Origin of the sequence: Arthrobacter sp. SLBN-53, assembly GCF_006715585.1 — a bacterium.
Lineage (GTDB): Bacteria > Actinomycetota > Actinomycetes > Mycobacteriales > Mycobacteriaceae > Mycobacterium > Mycobacterium neoaurum_A.
The window spans coordinates 1,557,599-1,577,325 of record NZ_VFNN01000001.1 but is presented as its reverse complement, the minus strand read 5'-3'; the positions used below and the strand labels follow the sequence as shown (position 1 = coordinate 1,577,325).

The 19,727-nt window shown below is 68.0% G+C and carries 21 protein-coding genes; 10 read left to right on the top strand and 11 right to left on the bottom strand.

Going from position 1 to position 19,727, the window contains the following annotated elements:
- Positions 1-70: 70 nt before the first annotated feature.
- From FBY28_RS07465 to FBY28_RS07450, 4 genes are all read right to left on the bottom strand, one after another.
- Positions 71-1,171 (bottom strand): 3-beta-hydroxysteroid dehydrogenase, encoded by a 1,101-nt coding sequence (locus FBY28_RS07465; protein ID WP_141865543.1) that lies wholly within the window; start codon positions 1,169-1,171, stop codon positions 71-73.
- A gap of 73 nt (positions 1,172-1,244) precedes the next feature.
- Complete coding sequence (locus FBY28_RS07460) at positions 1,245-1,457, bottom strand: exodeoxyribonuclease VII small subunit (RefSeq protein WP_141865541.1); 213 nt, start codon at positions 1,455-1,457, stop codon at positions 1,245-1,247.
- Complete coding sequence (gene xseA, locus FBY28_RS07455) at positions 1,444-2,682, bottom strand: exodeoxyribonuclease VII large subunit (RefSeq protein WP_141865539.1); 1,239 nt, start codon at positions 2,680-2,682, stop codon at positions 1,444-1,446. Before xseA ends, FBY28_RS07460 begins: the two co-directional genes overlap by 14 nt.
- Entirely contained in the window at positions 2,679-3,311 is a 633-nt protein-coding gene (locus FBY28_RS07450) for a lipid droplet-associated protein (RefSeq protein ID WP_141865537.1), read from the bottom strand. The genes xseA and FBY28_RS07450 overlap by 4 nt, the downstream gene beginning before the upstream one ends.
- Before the next feature lie 70 nt (positions 3,312-3,381).
- Between FBY28_RS07450 and FBY28_RS07445 the strand changes: the two genes are divergently transcribed.
- Both FBY28_RS07445 and FBY28_RS07440 read left to right on the top strand, forming a co-directional pair.
- Positions 3,382-4,365: a 4-hydroxy-3-methylbut-2-enyl diphosphate reductase gene (locus tag FBY28_RS07445; protein WP_216848024.1), complete on the top strand. Its 984-nt coding sequence runs from the start codon at positions 3,382-3,384 to the stop codon at positions 4,363-4,365.
- Between the two features lie 20 nt (positions 4,366-4,385).
- Complete coding sequence (locus tag FBY28_RS07440) at positions 4,386-6,146, top strand: penicillin-binding transpeptidase domain-containing protein (RefSeq protein WP_141865533.1); 1,761 nt, start codon at positions 4,386-4,388, stop codon at positions 6,144-6,146.
- On the opposite strand, the gene FBY28_RS07435 is transcribed toward FBY28_RS07440, so the two are convergent.
- Positions 6,147-7,292 (bottom strand): DUF6542 domain-containing protein, encoded by a 1,146-nt coding sequence (locus tag FBY28_RS07435; protein ID WP_216847549.1) that lies wholly within the window; start codon positions 7,290-7,292, stop codon positions 6,147-6,149. It lies immediately after the preceding gene.
- Between the two features lie 83 nt (positions 7,293-7,375).
- Between FBY28_RS07435 and ychF the strand changes: the two genes are divergently transcribed.
- The 4 genes from ychF to FBY28_RS07415 all read left to right on the top strand — a co-directional run bounded on the left by ychF (position 7,376) and on the right by FBY28_RS07415 (position 10,042).
- Positions 7,376-8,449 (top strand): redox-regulated ATPase YchF, encoded by a 1,074-nt coding sequence (gene ychF, locus FBY28_RS07430; RefSeq protein ID WP_019511848.1) that lies wholly within the window; start codon positions 7,376-7,378, stop codon positions 8,447-8,449.
- 223 nt (positions 8,450-8,672) lie between these two features.
- On the top strand, positions 8,673-8,948 hold the full coding sequence (locus tag FBY28_RS25980; RefSeq protein WP_286177839.1) for a DUF1801 domain-containing protein: 276 nt from the start codon (positions 8,673-8,675) through the stop codon (positions 8,946-8,948).
- A gap of 34 nt (positions 8,949-8,982) precedes the next feature.
- On the top strand, positions 8,983-9,396 hold the full coding sequence (locus tag FBY28_RS07420; protein ID WP_141865531.1) for a methyltransferase family protein: 414 nt from the start codon (positions 8,983-8,985) through the stop codon (positions 9,394-9,396).
- 73 nt (positions 9,397-9,469) lie between these two features.
- Positions 9,470-10,042: a GNAT family N-acetyltransferase gene (locus tag FBY28_RS07415; RefSeq protein ID WP_286177837.1), complete on the top strand. Its 573-nt coding sequence runs from the start codon at positions 9,470-9,472 to the stop codon at positions 10,040-10,042.
- 3 nt (positions 10,043-10,045) lie between these two features.
- Here the strand turns inward: FBY28_RS07415 and FBY28_RS07410 are convergent, their stop codons facing one another.
- Positions 10,046-10,612: a dihydrofolate reductase family protein gene (locus FBY28_RS07410; RefSeq protein WP_141865529.1), complete on the bottom strand. Its 567-nt coding sequence runs from the start codon at positions 10,610-10,612 to the stop codon at positions 10,046-10,048.
- Positions 10,613-10,661: 49 nt separating this feature from the next.
- Positions 10,662-11,258, bottom strand: coding sequence for a TetR/AcrR family transcriptional regulator (locus tag FBY28_RS07405; RefSeq protein ID WP_141865527.1), 597 nt, complete (start codon positions 11,256-11,258; stop codon positions 10,662-10,664).
- A 163-nt stretch (positions 11,259-11,421) separates the two neighbouring features.
- On the opposite strand from FBY28_RS07405, the gene FBY28_RS07400 reads away from it, so the two are divergent.
- Positions 11,422-12,636: a cytochrome P450 gene (locus FBY28_RS07400; protein ID WP_141865525.1), complete on the top strand. Its 1,215-nt coding sequence runs from the start codon at positions 11,422-11,424 to the stop codon at positions 12,634-12,636.
- A gap of 12 nt (positions 12,637-12,648) precedes the next feature.
- Here the strand turns inward: FBY28_RS07400 and FBY28_RS07395 are convergent, their stop codons facing one another.
- On the bottom strand, positions 12,649-13,143 hold the full coding sequence (locus tag FBY28_RS07395) for a nitroreductase family deazaflavin-dependent oxidoreductase (RefSeq protein WP_019511855.1): 495 nt from the start codon (positions 13,141-13,143) through the stop codon (positions 12,649-12,651).
- A 184-nt stretch (positions 13,144-13,327) separates the two neighbouring features.
- On the opposite strand from FBY28_RS07395, the gene FBY28_RS07390 reads away from it, so the two are divergent.
- Positions 13,328-14,275 (top strand): DUF1214 domain-containing protein, encoded by a 948-nt coding sequence (locus FBY28_RS07390; protein ID WP_141865523.1) that lies wholly within the window; start codon positions 13,328-13,330, stop codon positions 14,273-14,275.
- Here the strand turns inward: FBY28_RS07390 and FBY28_RS07385 are convergent.
- On the bottom strand, positions 14,272-14,967 hold the full coding sequence (locus FBY28_RS07385) for a guanylate cyclase (protein WP_141865521.1): 696 nt from the start codon (positions 14,965-14,967) through the stop codon (positions 14,272-14,274). The genes FBY28_RS07390 and FBY28_RS07385 overlap by 4 nt on opposite strands.
- A 26-nt stretch (positions 14,968-14,993) precedes the next feature.
- Between FBY28_RS07385 and FBY28_RS07380 the strand changes: the two genes are divergently transcribed.
- On the top strand, positions 14,994-15,152 hold the full coding sequence (locus tag FBY28_RS07380) for a hypothetical protein (protein WP_090559205.1): 159 nt from the start codon (positions 14,994-14,996) through the stop codon (positions 15,150-15,152).
- Positions 15,153-15,171: 19 nt separating this feature from the next.
- Here FBY28_RS07380 and FBY28_RS07375 read toward each other — a convergent pair whose 3' ends face one another.
- Together FBY28_RS07375 and FBY28_RS07370 are read right to left on the bottom strand one after the other, a co-directional pair.
- Complete coding sequence (locus FBY28_RS07375; protein ID WP_141865519.1) at positions 15,172-18,066, bottom strand: aminotransferase; 2,895 nt, start codon at positions 18,064-18,066, stop codon at positions 15,172-15,174.
- 5 nt (positions 18,067-18,071) lie between these two features.
- The gene (locus tag FBY28_RS07370) at positions 18,072-18,935 is read right to left on the bottom strand and encodes an alpha/beta fold hydrolase (RefSeq protein ID WP_141865517.1); all 864 of its coding nucleotides are present in this window, start codon (positions 18,933-18,935) and stop codon (positions 18,072-18,074) included.
- 87 nt (positions 18,936-19,022) lie between these two features.
- Here FBY28_RS07370 and FBY28_RS07365 point away from each other — a divergent pair, with 87 nt between their 5' ends.
- Complete coding sequence (locus FBY28_RS07365; RefSeq protein WP_141865515.1) at positions 19,023-19,646, top strand: TetR/AcrR family transcriptional regulator; 624 nt, start codon at positions 19,023-19,025, stop codon at positions 19,644-19,646.
- Positions 19,647-19,727 lie beyond the last annotated feature (81 nt).

Sequence of the window (19,727 nt, the reverse complement as noted above, 5' to 3'; positions counted from 1 at the left end):
CCGGGGCGCTACAGCGCCACCGGCCTTGTCCATATCTCAGGCCTGTTCGGTGTGAACCGATCGACGACGATCAGCTCCTCGGGGCTGCGGTCACGGCGGGCTGCGCGCCCTGGGACACCATCGTGTCGAACAGCTCGGTGTAGTAGGGCATGCATTCGGCCATCGCCTGTTCGGTGGTGAACAACGGCTCGTACCCGAGATCGCGCCGCGCTTTGGCGATCGAGAAGTAGTTGTTCAGGTAAAGCCGTTCCACGGCAAGGGGTTCCACCAGAGGCTCGCGAATGCCGTACTTGAAGTGCAGCCACTGCCAGCCCATCATCGCCTTGTGCACCAGCCGACCCGAGACGCGGAAGTTGGGAAGCTTGCGACCGCACGCCACCACGACCGGGCGGGCGAACTCGAACATGTTCAGCGGCTCACCGTCGTTGATGAAGTAGGCCTGCCCGGGTGCGGTGCCGCCCGGCGCCAGATGCTCGGCAGCCAGGATGAAACCGTGAATGAGGTTGTGCACGTATGAGTTGTCGAGCTTGATGTTCTTGCTGCCGACGAGCACCTTGACGTGCCCGGCAAGCACGTTTTCGAAGACTTTGCGGAACATGGTCTGATCACCGCGGCCCCAGATGCCGCTGGGCCGGATCGAACACGTCAGCATGCCGTGCTCGCCGTTCTGGCTGAGCACGAACTTCTCGGCAACCACCTTGGTCTCGGTGTAGAGATCGTTGAATCGTGTTGTATAGGGCAAGTTTTCGTCACCGTTGACGATGTCCTGGCCGCCCATCACGACACTGTTGGAAGCCGTGTAGACGAATCGCTGCACCCCGGCCTGCTGGCCGGCGTGCACCAGGTTCTTGGTGCCCTCGACGTTGACCGAGAAGCTGCGCTGCCGGTATTGGTCGGTGACGGTGGCCCCGCCCATCAGGTCGATGATGGCCGCGGTGTGGAAGATCGTGTCGATATCCGCCACGGCGGTGCCGACGTCCCCGGCGTTGGTGATGTCGCCGACGACGGTTGTCAGCCTGGGGTGGGCGGGCAGCGGCGTAGGCACCCGGTCGAAGGAGCGGACCTCGTGTCCGCGTTCGAGCAGCGTGGTCACCAGGTTGGCGCCGACGAAACCGGAACCGCCCGTCACCAGCACTCGGCCCAGGTCAGTACGCAAAGTTGGGTCACCCATGTGGCGAGGATAACTGAAACGTGTTCCAGTTTTGAAGTCCTGGCCGATAAATCCGACTAATGCGGCTGCATCATCACTCGTCGTCGACGGTGCCCGCGGCCAGCGTGTCGGCGACCTTCCGGCGGGCCCCGGCCAGATGCTCCTCACAGCGTTTGGCCAGTTCCTCACCTCTTTCCCAGAGCTTGAGGGAGGCGTCGAGGTCCAGTCCGCCGTGTTCGAGCTGGCGCACCACCTCGATCAGCTCGTCCCGCGCCTCTTCGTAACCCAACTTACTAATGGGCTTCATCTGCTCCCTCGCTGATTGCGGTGAGGGCGCCGTCGGCAACGCGCACCCGAAGTTGTGTACCGGCCGGCGCATCCGCCGTCGATCGCAGCACCTGCCCGCTGGAACTCCCGTCGAGCAACTGCACCACCGCGTATCCGCGGGCCAGCGTCGCCGCCGGTCCGAGCGTGCTCAGCCGCGCGGACAGATGCTCGAGCCGATCGGCCTGCGCCGCGATCATCCGGTTGATGTCTCGGCGTGCGGTGTCCCGCGCCCGCTCGATCTCCTCGGCACGGGCGTCGAGTGCCCGCAGGGGGTGCGCCAGCACCGGGCGCGAGCGCAGCCCCTCGATGATGTGCGCCTCGCGCCGCACCCAGTTGCGCAACGCTTGGGCGCTGCGCCGTCGCATCTCGGTCACCCCGGCCTGCTCGGCGGCGGCGTCGGGCACGACGCGCTTGGCGGCATCGGTGGGGGTGGCCGCCCGCAGATCGGCCACCAGATCGCAGACCGGATTGTCCGGCTCGTGGCCCACGGCGCTGATCACCGGTGTGGTGGCCGCGGCGATGGCGCGGCACAGCGTCTCGTCGGAGAACGGCAGCAGATCCTCGACGCTGCCTCCGCCGCGCGCCAGGATGATCACGTCGACATGTGGATCGGCGTCCAACTCCGATAGGGCGGCCACCACCTGCGGCACGCAATTGGGCCCTTGCACGGCGGTGTTGCGGACCTCGAAGTGCACCGCGGGCCACCGTGCCGACGCGATGGCCATCACGTCGTGTTCGGCGGCCGACGCCCGGCCGGTGATCAGCCCGATGGTGTTGGGCAGGAACGGGATGGGGCGTTTGAGCCGCGGGTCGAACAATCCCTCGGCGTCCAGCAGCCGGCGCAGCCGCTCGATACGGGCCAGCAGTTCACCGATGCCGACGGCGCGGATATCGGTCACCCGCAGCGAGAACGTCCCACGGCCGGTGTAGAACTGCGGCTTGCCATAGACGATGACCTGCACACCCTCGGCCAGTTTGACCGGCGCGTTGGCCACCAGGTCCCGCGGGCAGGTGAGGGACAGCGACATGTCCGCGGCCGGGTCGCGCAGGACCAGCCACGCGGTGTTCGAACCCGGACGCATGGTCAGCTGCGCGATCTGACCCTCCACCCACACGGTGCCCAACCGGTCGATCCATTTGGCGACCCGGGTCGCGACCGCGCGGACCGGCCACGGGTTCTCCGGGGACTGGCCGGGTTCGCTCACTTGGCCGACGCGCGGGTGATCCTGTTGGCGATCAGCGTCTGGAACGGAGCGCGGGCCTTGTTGGCCTCCTCGAAGGCCAACAGCGCCTCCAGATCGGTCAGCTTCAGCGACGTCAACCGGGCGCGCAGCTGTGCCAGCGTCAGCGTCTCGTAGCCGATCTTGTCCACGATCGCGGGGACCTCGCCGTTGCTCGTCGGTGCGGTGGCCGCCCCCGGCGCGTCCGAATGAGCCTGCGCATAGGACTCCGAATGAGCCTCGCCCTCGCTGAACAGCGCGAACCGGCCTTCGGAGCGATTGGTGACCTTGTTTCCGGTGAGACGTGTCACCGACGCGAGGTCGTCAGCGTCATCGGCATCGGCGGCGTCGGAGAAGCGATCGCGCGGTTCGTCCTCGTCGAACGTCGCCCACTCGGGCTGCTCGTCCTTGGGCGGGAACAGTTCCTCGAGTGCCTCGTCACCGCGATTGACCAGGTCGGCGACGTCCTGCTGCACCTTCATCACCAGATGCGCCAGCTGGCTGGCCACCGTCATCGGATAGGTGAGGATGGTCTGGGGGAGTTTGCGGGTCTCGTCCAGAGCGGTCACCGCCGCACCCACCAGCAATCGAACTCCGTATGGTGCTGTTGCCATGGGGTCAGCCTACGGCTGGCCCGTGACGGGTGCGGGTAAGTACCCTGGATGTATGCCACCAACCGTCAACATGGGAATTCCCGGTGCCACCAGCTCGGTGGCCGCGCGGGTTGACGGCAAGCGCGTGCTGCTGGCCGAGCCACGCGGCTACTGCGCGGGCGTCGACAGGGCCGTCGAGACCGTCGAGCGTGCACTGGAGAAGCACGGCGCCCCCATCTACGTGCGGCACGAGATCGTGCATAACCGCTATGTGGTGGACACGCTGGCCAAGGCCGGTGCCGTCTTCGTCGAGCGCACCGACGAGGTTCCCGAGGGCGCCATCGTGGTGTTCTCCGCCCACGGTGTCGCGCCGACCGTGCACGTCGAGGCCGCCGAACGCAACCTGCAGACCATCGACGCGACGTGCCCGTTGGTCACCAAGGTGCACAACGAGGCCAAACGCTTCGCCCGCGACGACTACGACATCCTGCTCGTCGGTCACGAGGGCCACGAGGAGGTCGTCGGCACCGCCGGTGAGGCCCCCGACCACGTCCAGGTAGTCGACAACCCCGACGCCGTGGACAAGGTGACCGTCCGCGACCCGAACAAGATCGTCTGGCTGTCGCAGACCACGCTGAGCGTCGACGAGACCATGGAGACCGTGCGCCGGTTGCGCGAGAAGTTCCCGACGCTGCAGGACCCGCCGAGCGACGACATCTGCTACGCCACCCAGAACCGTCAGGTCGCGGTCAAGGCGATGGCGCCCGAATGCGATCTCGTCATCGTCGTCGGCTCGAAGAACTCGTCGAATTCGGTGCGCTTGGTCGAGGTGGCGCTGCTGGCCGGTGCCAAGGCCTCGCATCTGGTCGACTACGCCGACGATGTCGATCCCGCCTGGTTCTCCGGGGTCACGACGGTCGGCGTCACCTCCGGTGCGTCGGTGCCCGAGATCCTGGTGCGCGGGGTGCTGGACCGACTCGCCGAATACGGCTACGCCACTGTGCAGCCCGTGACCACGGCCAATGAGACGTTGGTGTTCGCCCTGCCGCGGGAGATCCGTCCGCCGCGCGGCTGACACGGGTACGTTCGGGCGTTGTGGGCTCTCTGCGACGCATCATTCCGGTGGCCCTGGTGGCCGCGCTCCTGCTGGCAGGCTGTGGCGACAGCGAAGACCGGCTGAACAACGCCACCGATGGGTTCGCCGAGGCACTGAGCCGCGGTGACGCACCCGCCGCGGCAGCGCTGACCACCGATGCCGCCGCAGCGTCGGGAACCCTGGACGCCCTCTACGCCAGCCTGGGCACCGATGTCCGCTTCGAGGTCTCCGATGTGCGGCGCCAGGAGGACGCGGCGACCTTCACGCTGGCGGCCACCTGGAAGTTCGGGCCGCAGAAGACGACCGAGTGGACCTACACCACGACCGGGTCGGCCGCCGCCGAGGGCGATGACTGGAAGGTCCGCTGGGATGCGGCGACCGTCGCGCCCGGTCTGGACCAGGGCCCGCTGTCCTTCGGCACGCTGGCCCCGCAGCCGGCGGCCAGGGTGCTCGATCGCACCGGTGCCGACCTGCTCACCCAGCACATCGTCACCCTCGTCGACGTCGCCCCCGGCGCCGATGTCAACGCCGTTGCGGCATTGGTCAATCCGATCGCGCCGACCGTCACGCCGGAGTGGCTCGGCGGGGAACTGGCCAAGGGGGCGCCCGTCACCGCCGTCACACTGCGCGATGAGGACCTCGCCCCGATCCGGGACCAACTTGCCGCGCTGCCGGAGGTGACCCTGCGCCCGCAGACCCGGCTGCTGGCCACCGACCGCGCGTTGACCTCGCCGACCCTGTCCGGATTGTCCGAGCTGTGGCAGCAGCGCACCGACGAGGCCGCCGGCTGGGCGGTGTCCGCGCAGACCCCCAGTGGACCCACCCGCGTCGGCGGGCAGGACCCCGGTGCCGTCGGCGATATCGCCAGCACACTCGATATCGGCATGCAGTTGGCCGGGGAGACCGCCCTGGCGTCGCTGACCACACCCGCGGCCATCGTGGCCATCCAGCCGTCTACCGGCAATCTGCTCGCCGTCGCGCAGAACGCCCCCGCCGATGCGCAGGGCCCGATCGCGCTGACCGGGCTGTACCCGCCGGGATCGACCTTCAAGACCGTCACGGTTTCGGCGGCCCTGCAGGCCGGTCAGGTCACCCCGGACAGCATCGTGGGCTGCCCGGGCACCGAGAACATCGAGGGCCGCCAGATCCCCAATGACGACAATTTCGATCTCGGCGAGGTGCCGCTGCACACCGCGTTCGCGCGGTCCTGCAACACCACGATGGGCAGGCTCGCGGTCAACCTGCCGCCCGACGGGCTGACCAAGGCCGCCGCCCAACTGGGTCTCGGCATCGATTTCGTGGCACCCGGTATGACCACGGTGACCGGTTCGGTGCCGGCGGCGGACACCTCGGCGCTGCGCGTCGAGGAGGGCATCGGCCAGGGCAAGGTCACCGCCTCGCCGTTCGGGATGGCGCTGGTGGCCGCGACGCTGGCGAAGGGATCGGTGCCCGCCCCGACCATCGTGCAGGGGTCCCCGGGTGTGCCCGACCGCACGCCCGAACCGTTACCGCCGTCGGTCGACGAGCAGGTGCGGGCGATGATGCGCGAAACCATCACCGGTGGCACCGCGACGGCGCTGCAGGACATCCCTGATCTGCTCGGCAAAACCGGGACCGCCGAATATATCGACGACACCCATGCGCACGGCTGGTTCGTCGGCATCCGCGGTGACCTGGCGCTGGCGGTGTTCGTCAGCGATGCGGGGAGTTCGGCGCCCGCGGTCGAAGCGGCGGGCACGTTCCTGCGCGCCGTGGCCTAGCTAGTCCCAGTCGTCGCGGCGGTGGCCGGCGCGCGGGCGGGTGCGGTGCTCGGTGCGTCGCTCGTCGTCGGTGCTGCGATAGCGGACCCGTGACACCGGGTGATGCGCCCCCTCGGTGGCGGCGCGACGAGGCGGCTCCGGGTAGTCCGGGTACTCCGGATAGCGGTCCTCGGGGCGAGGCGGCCGGTAGCCGGGCTGGTAATCGGCGTACGGGCTGTCGTACTCACGGCGGCGGCGCGGACGCTCGTAGGGATCCGGGGTGTCCTCGGCGCGGCTGCGGCTCGGCGGCGGCGTGCGGCGGGGCTGACGGGGTTCGCGTGGATCGCGGGCAGCCGCGTCACGGGTCCGGCGTGCGCGCCGCGGCGGGTCCGCGCGCAGTTCCTCGTCGGGACGGGGACGGCCATAACGTTCCCGGGTGGCGGCACGTTCGCGACGGTCGGCCGCGGCGGCCGAGGCCGCGATATCCGACTCCGGCGGCCGGTTGTGCCGGGCGCGCGAGGGCTGGCCGGTGCGGGTGCGGCGGGGCTCTTGGGCGGCACGGGCGGCGGTCTCGCGGGGGCGTCGCGATCGGCGAGCCGGGCGCGGTGGCGCCTCGGCCTCGGCATCGGGATCCGGCGAGCGGCGCAGCCGTCGCGCGACACGCTCGGCCAGATCGGGTCCGTCGGAACCAGTGGACTCGGAGACCTCGGCGGAATCTGCGCTCTGCTTGTCCAGGTACCAGCGCGCCCCGCCGACCGCCAGCACCGCCACCGAGGTGAAGAACATCAGTGGGAAGCGCTCGATCAGGGGGTAACCGCAGTTGATCAGGACGTCCTTGAGGCCGCTGATCTGGCCGCTGTGCATCAGGAAGTACGCAGACGGTACCGAGATGAACAGGATCAGCGGGGGCTGGATGACCGTGGCGAAGATGCCGGAGCGACGCACCAGCAGAACCGCCGCCAGGCAGCCCAACACATAGAACGTGGCGAACACCGCACCGAGCTCGCCGGTGCCGGCGCCGGCGTGGTAGGCGAAGCCGACCAGGGTTGCCGTGACGGCCACCAGAACAGCGCCCCACCAGGGCAGCAGTCCCGATGGCCAGCCCGGGATGCGGGGGAGGACGGCGCGGTGGGACACCGACTCCGTCGGCTCGGGCTGACCTGACACATGTTGACCGTACCGGCTGACGCTGGGTGGGCGCTGCCAGCACGCGCTGGCGAGCCTGTCACACCCTCTAGACTCTGGAGTCCGTGAGCTTGAACCTCGGAATCGTCGGACTCCCCAATGTCGGCAAGTCGACCCTTTTCAACGCGCTGACGCGGAACGACGTGTTGGCCGCGAACTACCCGTTCGCGACCATCGAACCGAACGAGGGTGTGGTGGCGCTGCCCGACCCGCGGTTGGACAAGCTCGCCGAGATCTTCGGCTCGGAGAAGACTGTGCCGGCACCGGTGACGTTCGTCGACATCGCCGGCATCGTCAAGGGGGCTTCCGAGGGGGCCGGGCTCGGCAACAAGTTCCTGGCCAACATCCGCGAGTGCGATGCCATCTGCCAGGTGGTGCGCGCCTTCGCCGATGACGATGTGGTGCACGTCGACGGTCGGGTGGATCCGCGCTCGGATATCGAGGTCATCGAGACCGAACTGATCCTGGCCGATATGCAGACATTGGAGAAGGCCGTACCGCGGCTGGAGAAGGAAGCCCGCAACAACAAGGACCGCAAACCGCTGCTCGACGCCGCGGTGGCCGCCCAGGCGGTGCTCGATTCGGGCAAGACCCTGTTCTCGGCGGGGGCGGATGCCACGGTCCTTCGCGAACTGAACCTGATGACGACCAAACCGTTCCTCTACGTGTTCAACGCCGACGAGTCGGTGCTCACCGACGAGGCCAAGAAGGCCGAGCTGCGTGAGCTGGTGGCCCCGGCCGATGCGGTGTTCCTGGACGCCAAGATCGAGTCCGAGCTGATCGAGCTGGACGACGAGTCGGCGGCCGAGCTGCTGGAGTCCATCGGTCAGACCGAGCCCGGGTTGGATGCGTTGGCGCGGGCCGGTTTCCACACCCTGAACCTGCAGACCTACCTGACGGCGGGGCCGAAAGAGGCCCGCGCGTGGACGATTCACCGCGGCGACACTGCGCCGAAGGCGGCCGGGGTGATCCACACCGATTTCGAGAAGGGTTTCATCAAGGCCGAGGTCGTGTCCTTCGATGACCTGGTCGAGGCCGGATCGATGGCCGCGGCCAAGGCCGCGGGCAAGGTGCGCATGGAGGGCAAGGACTACGTGATGGCCGACGGGGACGTGGTGGAGTTCCGCTTCAACGTGTGAGCCCGGCCAGCGAGGCGATCTGCCATTCGCAATGTTCCGCTGACAGCGTTACAACGCCTATATATTCATGGTGGAGCTGTCAGCGGAACATTGCGGGCGGGTCGGCCGCTGGCAGACGGTCGAGTTCCGGTTCAACGTCTAGGGCTCGGTAGTACATTGGCGGCCGTGAGTGCGGATTGGCGTATCGAGCTGCTCCGGTCTCTGATCAACCAGGCCGAACCCGATGTCGTCGAAGAGGTCAAGTGGCGCAAGCCGTCCAACCCTGACGGTGTGCCCCGCGTTCTCCCTCGACGGCTTGATCTGCACCGTGGAGACCTACAAGGACAAGGTCAAGTTGACCTTCGCCAAGGGCGCGTCGGTGAACGACCCGGACCACCTGTTCAACGCCAGTCTCGACGCGTCGGTCCGACGCGCCATCGATCTGCGCGAAGACGATCAACTGGACACCGAGGCCTTCAAGGCCCTGATTCGCGAGGCCGTGCGCGCCAACCGCGGTTAGCCCAGGCGTCGGGATCGGCGTAGGCGACCGTGACATGCGCGTTCCACCGGTCGGTGTCGCGGGCGCAGCCGCGCTGGCCCAGATCTGGCTGAGCCGTGGGGCATCCGGGTCCACGGCATCGCGGCTGGTCGCAGGCGGTGCTGCGGCGCTGTCCGTCGGGGTGCTGCTCGCGTCGGTGGGATCCTTTCGGCGCCACGATACCTCGGTCAACCCCCTGGAGGTCGACCGGGCCGCGACCCTCGTGCGTACCGGGATCTTTCGGGCTTTCCGAAACCCGATGTACCTCGGCATGGCGGGACCGCTTGTGGCCCAGGCCATTCAGCGGACGGGCCTGGGTATCGATGCTGCCCGCAGCACTCTTTGTGGCGGTGGTGCAGCGGGTCCAGATCCCGATCGAGTCCCGTCTCGGCCGCTAGCCGATCGCAATGTTCCGCTGACAGCTCCGTGACGCCTATATATCCATGGCTAAGCTGTCAGCCGAACATTGCGTGCACGCAGACGACACGATGGAGGTGTGTGCGGTGAGCCACCGCGTCCAACCCGCAGCAGTGACGGATCTGGAAGCGGCGGCCGCCACCTTGGCCGCGGCCTTCGATTCCTATCCGTGGACCAGGTGGTCGATTCCGCAGGACGGCTACGCCGAACGCCTCGAGCAACTGCAGCGGTTGTACCTGGAGTTCGCACACCAGCACGGCATCGTGCTGGTCGCCGACGAGGTGCGCGGCGTGCTGGCGCTGCTGCCGCCCGATGCGCCCGAACCGCCGCCGGACTTCCAGCAGCAGGTCGCCGATCTGCACGGTGATCGACTGGGAGTGCTTGGCCAGGTGGACATCCCGGCCCAACCCGAGAACGCATGGAACCTGGCCACCCTCGGTGTGCACCCGGACAGCCAGGGCCGGGGCCTGGGCGGCGCGCTGGTCGAGGCGGGGCTGGCGGCGGTGGGCGCGGTCGACGCCGCCGCGGGCACGGCGTTGGAGACGTCGGATGAACGCAACGTCCGTCTCTATGAGCGGTCGGGGTTCACCGTCACCGCCACGACATCGATACCCGATGGGCCGGTGGTGTATTCGATGTTCCGGCCCGCTGCACACTGAGCCTTACCGGTCTCTCGGCGCATAGCGCAGCAGGATCGTGCCGCCGGGAAACACCCGATGCTCCAGCAGTCGCAACGGCATCCGCGATGGCAGCGTCGGGAAGAACGATGTGCCGCCGCCGACCGCGGTGGGAGCGATGACCATTCGATACTCGTCCACCAGCCCCGCCCGCACGAGCGGTGCCGCCAATGTCGCGCCGGCCACTTCGAGTTGACCGTCGGTGTCGGCCTTGAGTCGCCGCACCACCTCGACCGGGTCGCCCCGTTCCAGCCGGGAGTTCCACGCGACGGATTCCAGGGTGGAGGAGAACACGACCTTCGGCATGGTGCACCACACCCCGGCGAAGTCGGCGGCGATCGGGTCGGCATCCGTCGATTCGTGGACGGCCGGCCAGTAGTCGGCCATCAGTTCATAGATTCTTCGGCCGTAGAACGACATGGCGGTGTTGCGTTCGAAATCGTTCCAGTACTGGTGCAGTTCATCGCTCGGATCGCTCCAGTCGATGTTCCCGTGCGCGTCGGCGATATAGCCGTCCACCGAGGTGGTGAAACCGTAGATGAGTGTGCCCATACAGATCAGACTCGACCACGGCGCAAATCTGAGCGCGTACGACGCGTGTTCACGGCGAGTCGTCCTCGACGGCCCCGAACCCCGGGCCGAGGAACCGGCGCACCATCTCCTCCTCGGCGTCCGGGTCGGGCACCGGCCAGTGCCACAGGGCCAGGAACGAACGGATCAACCACTGCGTGGCCAGCGGGTCGGGTGTGCTGAGCCCGACCATCTCGGTTGCGAATCGCGACACAACCGGCGATTCGGTGATCCACTCGTCGCCGGACACCGTGACCATCGAGCGCATGATGTCGGCCAAGGGGTCGGCGCGCATCCGGCGCAGCGCGACGAGCGTGGCGGTGACGACTCTTTCCGGGCCGGTCAGGTCGGCGATGGCAGAGCGGACCGAGTCGAGGATGCGCTCGGCGTGCCTGGTGAGCACGGCATCGCGGAGCGCCGCCTTGCCGCCGGTGTGGCGGTAGACCGTCGCCGGTGAGCAGTGCACCGCCGCCGCCACGGCGTCGACGCTGAAATGCTCGTACCCGTGCCGTGACAACAGTTCGGCGGCCGCGGTGTAGATGCGTTCGGCGGCCTCGTCGCGGCGGTCGCGGCCGAGCAACCAGTCGCCGGATGCGGTCGTCCGGGTCACCCCAGTGCGCGAAGCCATCCACAACACTTATCACCATGAGAGGAAACCGCGGGGAATTCTCACCGAACACGCAGGTCCCTCGGCTCGCGTGCGAATCGGGGCGTCGAACCCGCTCCGCGCGCGTTATCGCATTTGTCGCGCACCGTTGACCAGCTACTTCTCCGGCGTTCACGCTGTGCGGATGACCTTCTCCGCGGATGTCGCCGAGATCTTCGGCACCGATGCCCTCCACGATCCCTACCCGTACTACGCACGAATGCGCGAGCGGGGGCCGGTGCAGCGCATCGGAGATTCGACCTTCCACGCAGTCTGCGGGTGGGATGCCGTGGTCGAGGCCGTCGCTCGCGTCGAGGATTTCTCCTCCAACCTGACGGCCACCATGGTCTACCACGACGACGGACGTGTCACCCCGTTCGACATGGGCCCGCTGGGTGGCCCGATGCAGGCCCTGGCGACCGCGGATGACCCTGTGCACGATGTGCACCGCACGCTGCTCCTGCCACACCTGTCGGCACGACGAATCCGTGTCATCGAACAGTTCGCCGAAACGACCGCCGGTCGGCTCTACGAAGACGGCCGGTCCGGCGGCCGGATCGAATGGATGAGCACGGTCGCAAACCGGCTGCCGATGATGGTTGTCGCCCGTTTGCTCGGGTTACCCGACGGTGATGTCGACACCCTCATCAGGTTGGGTTATGCCACCACGACATTGCTCGACGGCATCGTCGACGCGGAGCAACTGGAGGCCGCGGGCGTGGCGGCCGTGCAGCTCTCCGGGTATGTCTTGGACCATTTCACCAGGGCCGCAGACGGTCGCGCGCCCGGGCTCGTCGCGGACCTCGCCGCCCGCTGTGCGGCCGGGGAATTGGAACAGCTTCCGGCGCTGACGATCATGATCACGTTGTTCAGCGCGGCCGGTGAATCCACGGCCTCGCTACTGGGCAGCGCAGCGTGGATTCTGGCGACGCACAGCGCCGTTCAACGACAGGTCCGCGACAACCCGGAGCTGCTCGGTGCGTTCATCGAAGAGGTGCTGCGCTACGAATCGCCGTTCCGCGGCCACTACCGACATGTGCGCAGGGACACCGAGCTGGCCGGGGTGCACCTGCCCGCGGACTCGCGTCTGCTGCTGATGTGGGGAGCGGCGAATCGCGACCCGCAGCACTTCGACGATCCCGACGTGTTCCGACTTGATCGTCGAGAGATGAAGGGACACATCGCGTTCGGTAAGGGCGCCCACTTCTGCGTTGGCGCCGCGCTGGCCCGTCTGGAGGCCAGGATCGTGCTGCGGATGCTGCTGGAGCGCACGGACTGGATCGACGCCGCCGAGGTGGGCGCGTGGCTGCCGAGCATCCTGGTGCGCAGGCTCGATCACCTGACCCTGGCGGTGCGCTGAGCGACCGTTCGATCAGCGCGGGGTGAGCCGGAAGATCGGGATCGTCCGCCCCTCCGGGGCGGTCTTTTCCCGGTAATCGTCATAGCCGGCGTACACCCGGCCGGCCAGACCGAAGAGTCGGTCGTACTCGTCGGGGTCGGTCACCTGGGAGGCGGTGAAGGGTTCCATACCGAACTCGCAGTCCGGGTTGGCCTTCAGGTTGTAGTACCACTGGGGATGCTTGGCGCCGCCGTAATTGGACGCCAACAGGATGACGTCCGGGCCGTCGTTGAAGTAGGTCAACTGCACCTGACGGCGTTTGCCGGACTTGGCGCCGGTCGTCACCAGCGGGGCATTGATGATGGGGCCCATATTGATGCGACCGCGGGTCAACCGGAAGAGATACGGGTCGGTGCGCCTGGCGATGTGCCTGGCGATGAACTGCCCGATCGGGGAGCGCCCGAAGCGCACACTGGCGTGGTACTTGGAACCTCGGGGCCTCTCGGGATCCACATGGCGCAACGGCATGTACTGCACCGTACGCGTAGGTTCTCGGTGGCATCGGCATGCTGCGCAACTCCTGCGCATTGCGTACCGCGCGACCGCCTCGATCATTGTCGAAGTACACCAGCACATCTCGCCCCGCCGTGCCATGGGCACCGATTACCCGCCAAACCGGCCGGCGCGACCACCCAAGGTGCAGAATTCATGCATGCCGATCCACGTCGACGTCGACAACTTCGTCCGGGCCGAAACCCACCGGATGTTCCGCGACAATCAGGCCGTCGCCGGCGGTGTCGGGCGGTTCCGGCACAACCGGACACCGGCACGCATCGAGGAGCAGACCGTCATCCGGCTCAATCGCGACACGCTGTACAGCTTCGCGGTGGTCGACCTCGCCGAGGACGTGCGGCTGACGTTGCCGGATGCCGGTGAGCGGTACCTGTCGGCGATGATCGTCAACGAGGACCATTACGTCAACCGCGTCCTGCACCGGCCCGGTGAGCATGTGCTGACCGCCCAAGAGTTCGGCTCCCGATACGCGTTCGTCGCCGTCCGGATCCTGGTCGACCCCACCAGCACCGACGACGTCGCGGCGGTCGCGCAGCTGCAGGACGCGCTGCGGCTGGTCGGCGACGCGCAGCAGCCGTTCGTGATGCCCGACTACGACACCGCCGCGTTGGACGCGACCCGTGACGCGCTGCTCGCCCTGGCCGCCGGTCTGCGGAACTTCGATCGGACCTTCGGCACCCGCGCCGAGGTGGACCCGGTGCGCCACCTGATCGGCTGCGCCGCCGGCTGGGGCGGTCTGCCGACGAGCGAGGCGGCCTATATCGGAGTCGACCCGAAACTGCCTGCGGGGCACTATCAACTGGTGTTCGCCGACGTCCCGGTCGACGCGTTCTGGTCGGTGTCGGTGTACAACGGCAAGGGCTTCTTCGAGCCCAACGCCGCGGGCCTGTACTCGGTCAACAGCGTGACCGGCGTGCGTGGTGCCGACGGATCGGTGACGGTGCGGTTCGTGCCCTCGGCCGACGGCGAATTGCCGCCGAACGCGATCATCGTCCCGGACGGCTGGAATTACCTCATCCGGTTGTACCGGCCGCGCCCGCAGATCATCGACGGGAGCTGGGCCGCACCGGAACTCACGGCGATCTAGTCGACCCGCACCGCAATCTCGTCGCCGAGCGCGTGGCCCGGCGCCAGCCGCAGGGTGTCCCCGCTCCAGAATTTGCCGGGGTCGAAGTAGTTCTCCCGTTTTTCGGTGGTCAGCAGACCCATCTCCTCATAGGTGATGGCCACCGTCTCCGCGCAGTAGGCCGTCTCCAACCCGGCCGACCTGCGCTGGACCTTGTCGCGCTCGGCCGATTGGCGGACCTTGCGGTGGATGACCGGCAGACCGCGGGTGAAATCGCTGACGATCGGCAGCCGGCCCCGCAGCCACCGGCCGGTCAACCGCGCCGTCGAGGGAAAGGCGGTGCCGTTCATCCGGGCGATCACCTTGAGCATCCGGTCCTCCTGCGTCCGGTCGGCCGGCGGTGTCAGCTGGCGCAACCAGGCCTTCTGCCCGTACTCGTGGACCCAGCGCTCCACGACCTCGCGGGCGTCGTTGAGTTGCACACCGCGGTGGTGGGTGCCGGTCCACAGGTCGAGCAGCTTCTGACCGAGTTCGGCGTGCCAGATCAGCGGCGGCAGATCATCGATGGCCACCGTCATCCCGACATGGTTGACCGGCGCGTTGGTCAACGCCTGGATGGCCCGGTCGGGTCCCGAACCGCCCCGGAACAGCCAGATGTCCCCGGTCCGGGTCTCCTGCAGCGCGCGGGTCAGATCCACCGTGTGTGCGTCCACCCGGGAAGCTTAGGCACAATCGCAGCATGCGAAGCATCTGGAAGTGGGTCGGACTCGCCGGTGTCGCCGGTGTGGTGGCCGGTGGCGTGCTGGTCGCCAGGGATCAGCGGATCCGCCGGTCGTACACGCCCGAGGACATCCGCGCCCGCCTGCACCAGCGCCTGGAAGAGGCCGAGAAGGCCTGATCGGCGCGCTCGCCAGGTTTCAGGAGAGCTCGGTGAGCGCGCGGTCGAGCATATCGACGTAGAAGTCCGCGCCCGCGGTGTCGATGCACAGCGGCGGCTTGGTCTTCAGGATGTTCTGATGGTCGCCGGTCGGCTGGATCACCACCCCGAGTTCCAGCATCCGTTCGCAGATCGCCATCGTCTCCTCGGTGGCGGGTTCCAGGGTCACCGGATCGCGGACCATCTCCACACCGAGGTACAGACCCATCCCGTGCACGGTGCCGATGATCGGATGCTTGTCGGCCAACGCCTCCAGCCGCGACTTCAGGTACCCGCCGGTGCGCAAGGCGTTCTCCTGCAGACCCTCATCACGCAGTGTGTCGAGCACCGCGAGTCCGATCGCACACGACAGCGGACTGCCGCCGGTGGAGGAGAAGAAGTACCCCTGTGAGCGGAAGCCCTCGGCGATGGCCCGGGTGGTGATGACCGCGCCCAGCGGATAACCGTTACCGGTCGCCTTGGCCACCGACACGATATCGGGCACGACCTGTTGTTGCGGGAAGCCCCAGAACCACTGTCCGAGACGGCCGTAACCGACCTGGACCTCGTCGGCGATGGCGACGCCGCCGGCCGCGCGCACCGCGCCGTACACCTGCTCGAGATAGCCGTCGGGAAGCGCCATCCCGCCGGCATTGCCGTACACCGGTTCGCAGATGAACCCTGCGGGCGGGCGCCCGGCGACCGTCATCTGTTCGATCTGGGCCACGGCCTCCTCGGCGTACCGGTATGCCTGCGCGCCGCGGTACTTGCCGCGGAAGCTGTTCGGCGATTCGACGGTGTGCACCCAGTCCGGCCGGGTGGACAGCGCGTTGGGGTTGTCGGCGGTGGAGGTGGACACCGCGTCGGTGGCGTAGGTCCACCCGTGATACGCCTCGCGGACCGCCACCACATCGCGGCGTCCGGTCACGGCCATCGCCAGTCGGATCGCGAGATCGCTTGCCTCCGAACCGGAATTGACGAGGAACACGGTGTCCAGCCGCTCGGGCAGGGTCGCCGCGATCCGCTCGCTGAACTCGACGACGACCTCGTAGTTGAACCGGGAGTTGGTGTTCAGCCTGCGCAGCTGCCGCGATGCGGCGTCGGCGACCCGGGGGTGTGCGTGTCCGAGCACCGCGACGTTGTTGACCATGTCCAGGTAGATCCGGCCAGCGGTGGACATCAGGTAATGCCGGTGGCCGCGTTCGATCCGCGGCGGGTTGCGGTAGTAACGCTCCTGCACCGAGGCGAAACTGTCGTCGCGGCGATCCAGCAGATCACGCTGGGGTGGCTCGTGCAGGGGATCGAGACCCAAAACGGTTCGAGGGTCGCATGACAACGCCAACCAGCCCGGCGCGAGCTCGGCGGTGCAGAATGCCGGTGCGACGGGCGCGCCTGCCGGACGGACCGCCAGCTGTGTCCAGCGGCCGGCCCCGAGCACCCCGAGGTGCTCACCGGCGCGCACCTGCCCCGGTGCCGCGCTCGACTCCGTGCCCGTGAGGGTCAGTTCGAAGTCGATGCCGCGCAACGTGATCCGGTCATCGGTCCGGTCGATGACCTCGCCGTCCCAGGGTGCGAGCACCCGGGTCGTCGTCGCCGACCACAGCGAGTTACCGGTCTCGACAACCTGCGGACTGTCGGGTGACAGCAACGGGGCCAGGCCCAGCCGGGGTTTGCCGAACCGGGTGAGCACCAACGCCCCGCCCGCGCGCACCGCTTCGGCGGCCAGTTCGTCGGCGTCGTCGAGGGTGTCGGACAGATCCAGCGTCACCACGGTGTCCGGGTCCAGATCCGCGATCAGCCGGTTGTCGATCTCCGGCCGGACGGGCGGCTCGGCCAACCCGAGTTCACTGAGGATCAATGCCGTCATGACGTCGGCAGGCACCGATGTCGCGGTATCGAACATCCGCCATTCGTCCTCGGACTGTTCGGTGATGTAACTGTTGTCGGGGTCCAGTGCGCCCTGCTGGGCGCCGCTGACGATGAGCACGGCGGTACGCAACACCAGCAGCGGCCACAGCGCCCGCGCCTCGGCTGGCCGCAGCGGTCGGATGGCGTGAAAGGCCTTGACACCGGGCAGGATCGACGTCGCATCGGCGCCGGGATGTCCGAGCACCGAGGACAGGGTGATGGCGATCTCCGACCCCGCCCAACTGCGGGAGAGATCCCCGAAATCGATGACACCGTCGGGAATGCCCGACGGGCCCACGATCACGTTGGCGTCGGTGAGGTCCAGATGCACCGCCTGCTGCGGCAACTCGTCGGCAACGGCGGAGATGCGTTCGGCCGCCGCGTGCGCGGCCGCGGCCACCTCGTCGCGCCGGTCGGTGACGTGGGTGATCAGCTCGTCGACCACGCGGATGCCGTACCGCAGATCCCACTGCAGGATCCGGTCCAGCCCGGGGTGGGTGAAGTCGGCGAGCGCGATGCTGACGCGTCCGGCGATATCGCCGAGTGCGGCCACCACCGCGGGCGACAGGTAACCGCGGGCATTGAGGGTCCCACCCGACAGGTAGGGCAGCAGCCTGATCTGGCCCGCGCCCGAACCGGGGTCGGCGACCGCGTACTTCTGTCCGTCGGTGGTGTCCAGGGGCACCGCCACCCGCAGGTCGGGCTCGGCATGGGCGATCAGCGCGGCCGCGACGTCCTGGGCGACGAGTTCGGCGTCGGTGAACGCCGGGTTGGCGATCTTGAGCACGGCCACCGGGACGTCTTCCTCGATCACGGTGAAGTTGCGGTCCTGTTGGCTGCCCAGCGACCGCACCGTCTTGCGCAGCGCGTAATGCGTGGCCAGCAGCTCGGTGGCCTGGGCCTCGGTGAGCTGGGGCGCGGGCAGGGCGGGCTGCTCCAGGAAATTGAACCCTGAGCAACCCGAACAGCCCGCGCCGGCGGAGGTCATGGCGCTCACTTGTCGACGAAGGCGACGACGGCCTCGGTGAAGGCATCATTGTCATCCCCGGCCGCGGTGTGCCCCGCATCGGACAATTCGACGAACTCGGCGGCAGGCACCTGTTTCAGGAAGCTCTGCACACCCTCGACGGACACCACATCGGACAACTTTCCCCGGATCAGCAGGATCGGCACACGCAGATTCTGGGCCGCTTGTTCCAGCATGTCCACCCTGGCGAACGGGTCGTCACCGGGCTTGGTGAGAAACGCCGGATCCCAGTGCCAATACCAGCGGCCGTCGCGCAACCTCAGGTTCTTCTTCAAGCCCTCGACGCTGCGCGGCCGCGGCCGGTGCGGAAGGTAGGCGGCCACCGCATCGGCCGCCTGCTCCAGCGAGTCGAACCCGTGTACGTGGTTGAACATGAAATCGCGGATGCGCGCGCTGCCGTCCTTCTCGAACCGTGGCACCACGTCGACGAGCACCAGCTTGGTCACCACGTCGGGGCCGGCCTCGTGGGCGGCCAGGATGCCGGTGAGCCCGCCCATGCTGGCGCCGATCAGCACGACCGGCCTACCGATCTGCAGGAGCACCTGCTGGACGTCGGCGCTCAGCGTCTCGACGGCATAGTTCGCCGTGGGGGAGTAGTCGCTGTCGCCGTGGCCCCGGCTGTCCATCGCGATCACATGCTTGCCGCGGGAGGCCAGGATCTGACCGGTGTTCTTCCACGAATGCCGGTTCTGCCCGCCGCCGTGCAGCAACAGGATGGTGGGTCCGTCCTGATCGGCCGCCCCGTCGCCGTTCCACTCGTCGGCGACCAGTGCCAGCCCGTCGACGCCGCGGTAGGTCACGGTGTGCGGTGTGCTGTCGACAGTGCTCACGGGATTCCTCTCGCCGATCCGCGAATCTGTGAGCCACGTTACTGACCGGTCGGTTGACCGTGGCGGCCGGTCTCTAGACTCCCCACCGTGCTGTCCAACGATCCCGGAGCCGACGAGCGCGGCAGCATTGTCGAGGCGACCTTCGCCTGCCTGGCCGAACCGCACGACGCTCCCATTCCCGTCGCGGCCATCCTGTCCCGCGCCGGGGTGTCCAGCCGCGCCTTCTATCGGCACTACCAGTCCAAGGACGAGCTGTTCCTGGCGATGCTGGACGATGTCACCCTGCGCCTGACCGTCCGGCTCGACGAGATCGCCGCCGGAACGGGTTCCACGCCGCTGGATCGGCTGCGAGCCTGGCTCGACCAGATGTTCACCCTGGCGATGGATCCCGATCTGCACCGTTACCTCGCCGTGCTCGACTGCGACGAGATGCGCTCGGCGAAGGGGTTCCGCGAGGCGCGCGAACTATCCCGTTCGCGACGGGAATCGTCGCTTGCCGACATCCTGGCCGCCGGGCGGGCCGACGGATCGTTCCCGCTGGCCGAGCCGGAATCCGATGCCATCGCGATCGCCGCGCTGGTCAGCCGTGAGCTCACCTCGACCAGGATCTTCGATGCCGAGCAGGTCCCGGTGTCGCGGGCGCGCGTCGAGGGTTTCGCGCTGCGCGCGCTCGGTGTGTCGCGGCGCGTTTCCGGTGGTGATGGGCCATGACGAGGGTGTGGGCCGATGAGCACGCCAGTTGTGACTGTGAAAATCCTTATGTACGTTCTTCCGCATCCATGGCGACGCCTG

Excerpts from the sequence above, each read along its gene's own strand:
- FBY28_RS07465 (WP_141865543.1), bottom strand. The coding sequence starts at position 1,171 with ATGGGTGACCCAACTTTGCGTACTGACCTGGGCCGAGTGCTGGTGACG.
- FBY28_RS07460 (WP_141865541.1), bottom strand. The coding sequence starts at position 1,457 with ATGAAGCCCATTAGTAAGTTGGGTTACGAAGAGGCGCGGGACGAGCTG.
- FBY28_RS07450 (WP_141865537.1), bottom strand. The coding sequence starts at position 3,311 with ATGGCAACAGCACCATACGGAGTTCGATTGCTGGTGGGTGCGGCGGTG.
- FBY28_RS07445 (WP_216848024.1), top strand. The coding sequence starts at position 3,382 with ATGGGAATTCCCGGTGCCACCAGCTCGGTGGCCGCGCGGGTTGACGGC.
- FBY28_RS25980 (WP_286177839.1), top strand. The coding sequence starts at position 8,673 with ATGTCGTCGAAGAGGTCAAGTGGCGCAAGCCGTCCAACCCTGACGGTG.
- FBY28_RS07420 (WP_141865531.1), top strand. The coding sequence starts at position 8,983 with ATGCGCGTTCCACCGGTCGGTGTCGCGGGCGCAGCCGCGCTGGCCCAG.
- FBY28_RS07410 (WP_141865529.1), bottom strand. The coding sequence starts at position 10,612 with ATGGGCACACTCATCTACGGTTTCACCACCTCGGTGGACGGCTATATC.
- FBY28_RS07405 (WP_141865527.1), bottom strand. The coding sequence starts at position 11,258 with ATGGCTTCGCGCACTGGGGTGACCCGGACGACCGCATCCGGCGACTGG.
- FBY28_RS07400 (WP_141865525.1), top strand. The coding sequence starts at position 11,422 with ATGACCTTCTCCGCGGATGTCGCCGAGATCTTCGGCACCGATGCCCTC.
- FBY28_RS07395 (WP_019511855.1), bottom strand. The coding sequence starts at position 13,143 with ATGCCGTTGCGCCATGTGGATCCCGAGAGGCCCCGAGGTTCCAAGTAC.
- FBY28_RS07390 (WP_141865523.1), top strand. The coding sequence starts at position 13,328 with ATGCCGATCCACGTCGACGTCGACAACTTCGTCCGGGCCGAAACCCAC.
- FBY28_RS07380 (WP_090559205.1), top strand. The coding sequence starts at position 14,994 with ATGCGAAGCATCTGGAAGTGGGTCGGACTCGCCGGTGTCGCCGGTGTG.
- FBY28_RS07375 (WP_141865519.1), bottom strand. The coding sequence starts at position 18,066 with ATGACCTCCGCCGGCGCGGGCTGTTCGGGTTGCTCAGGGTTCAATTTC.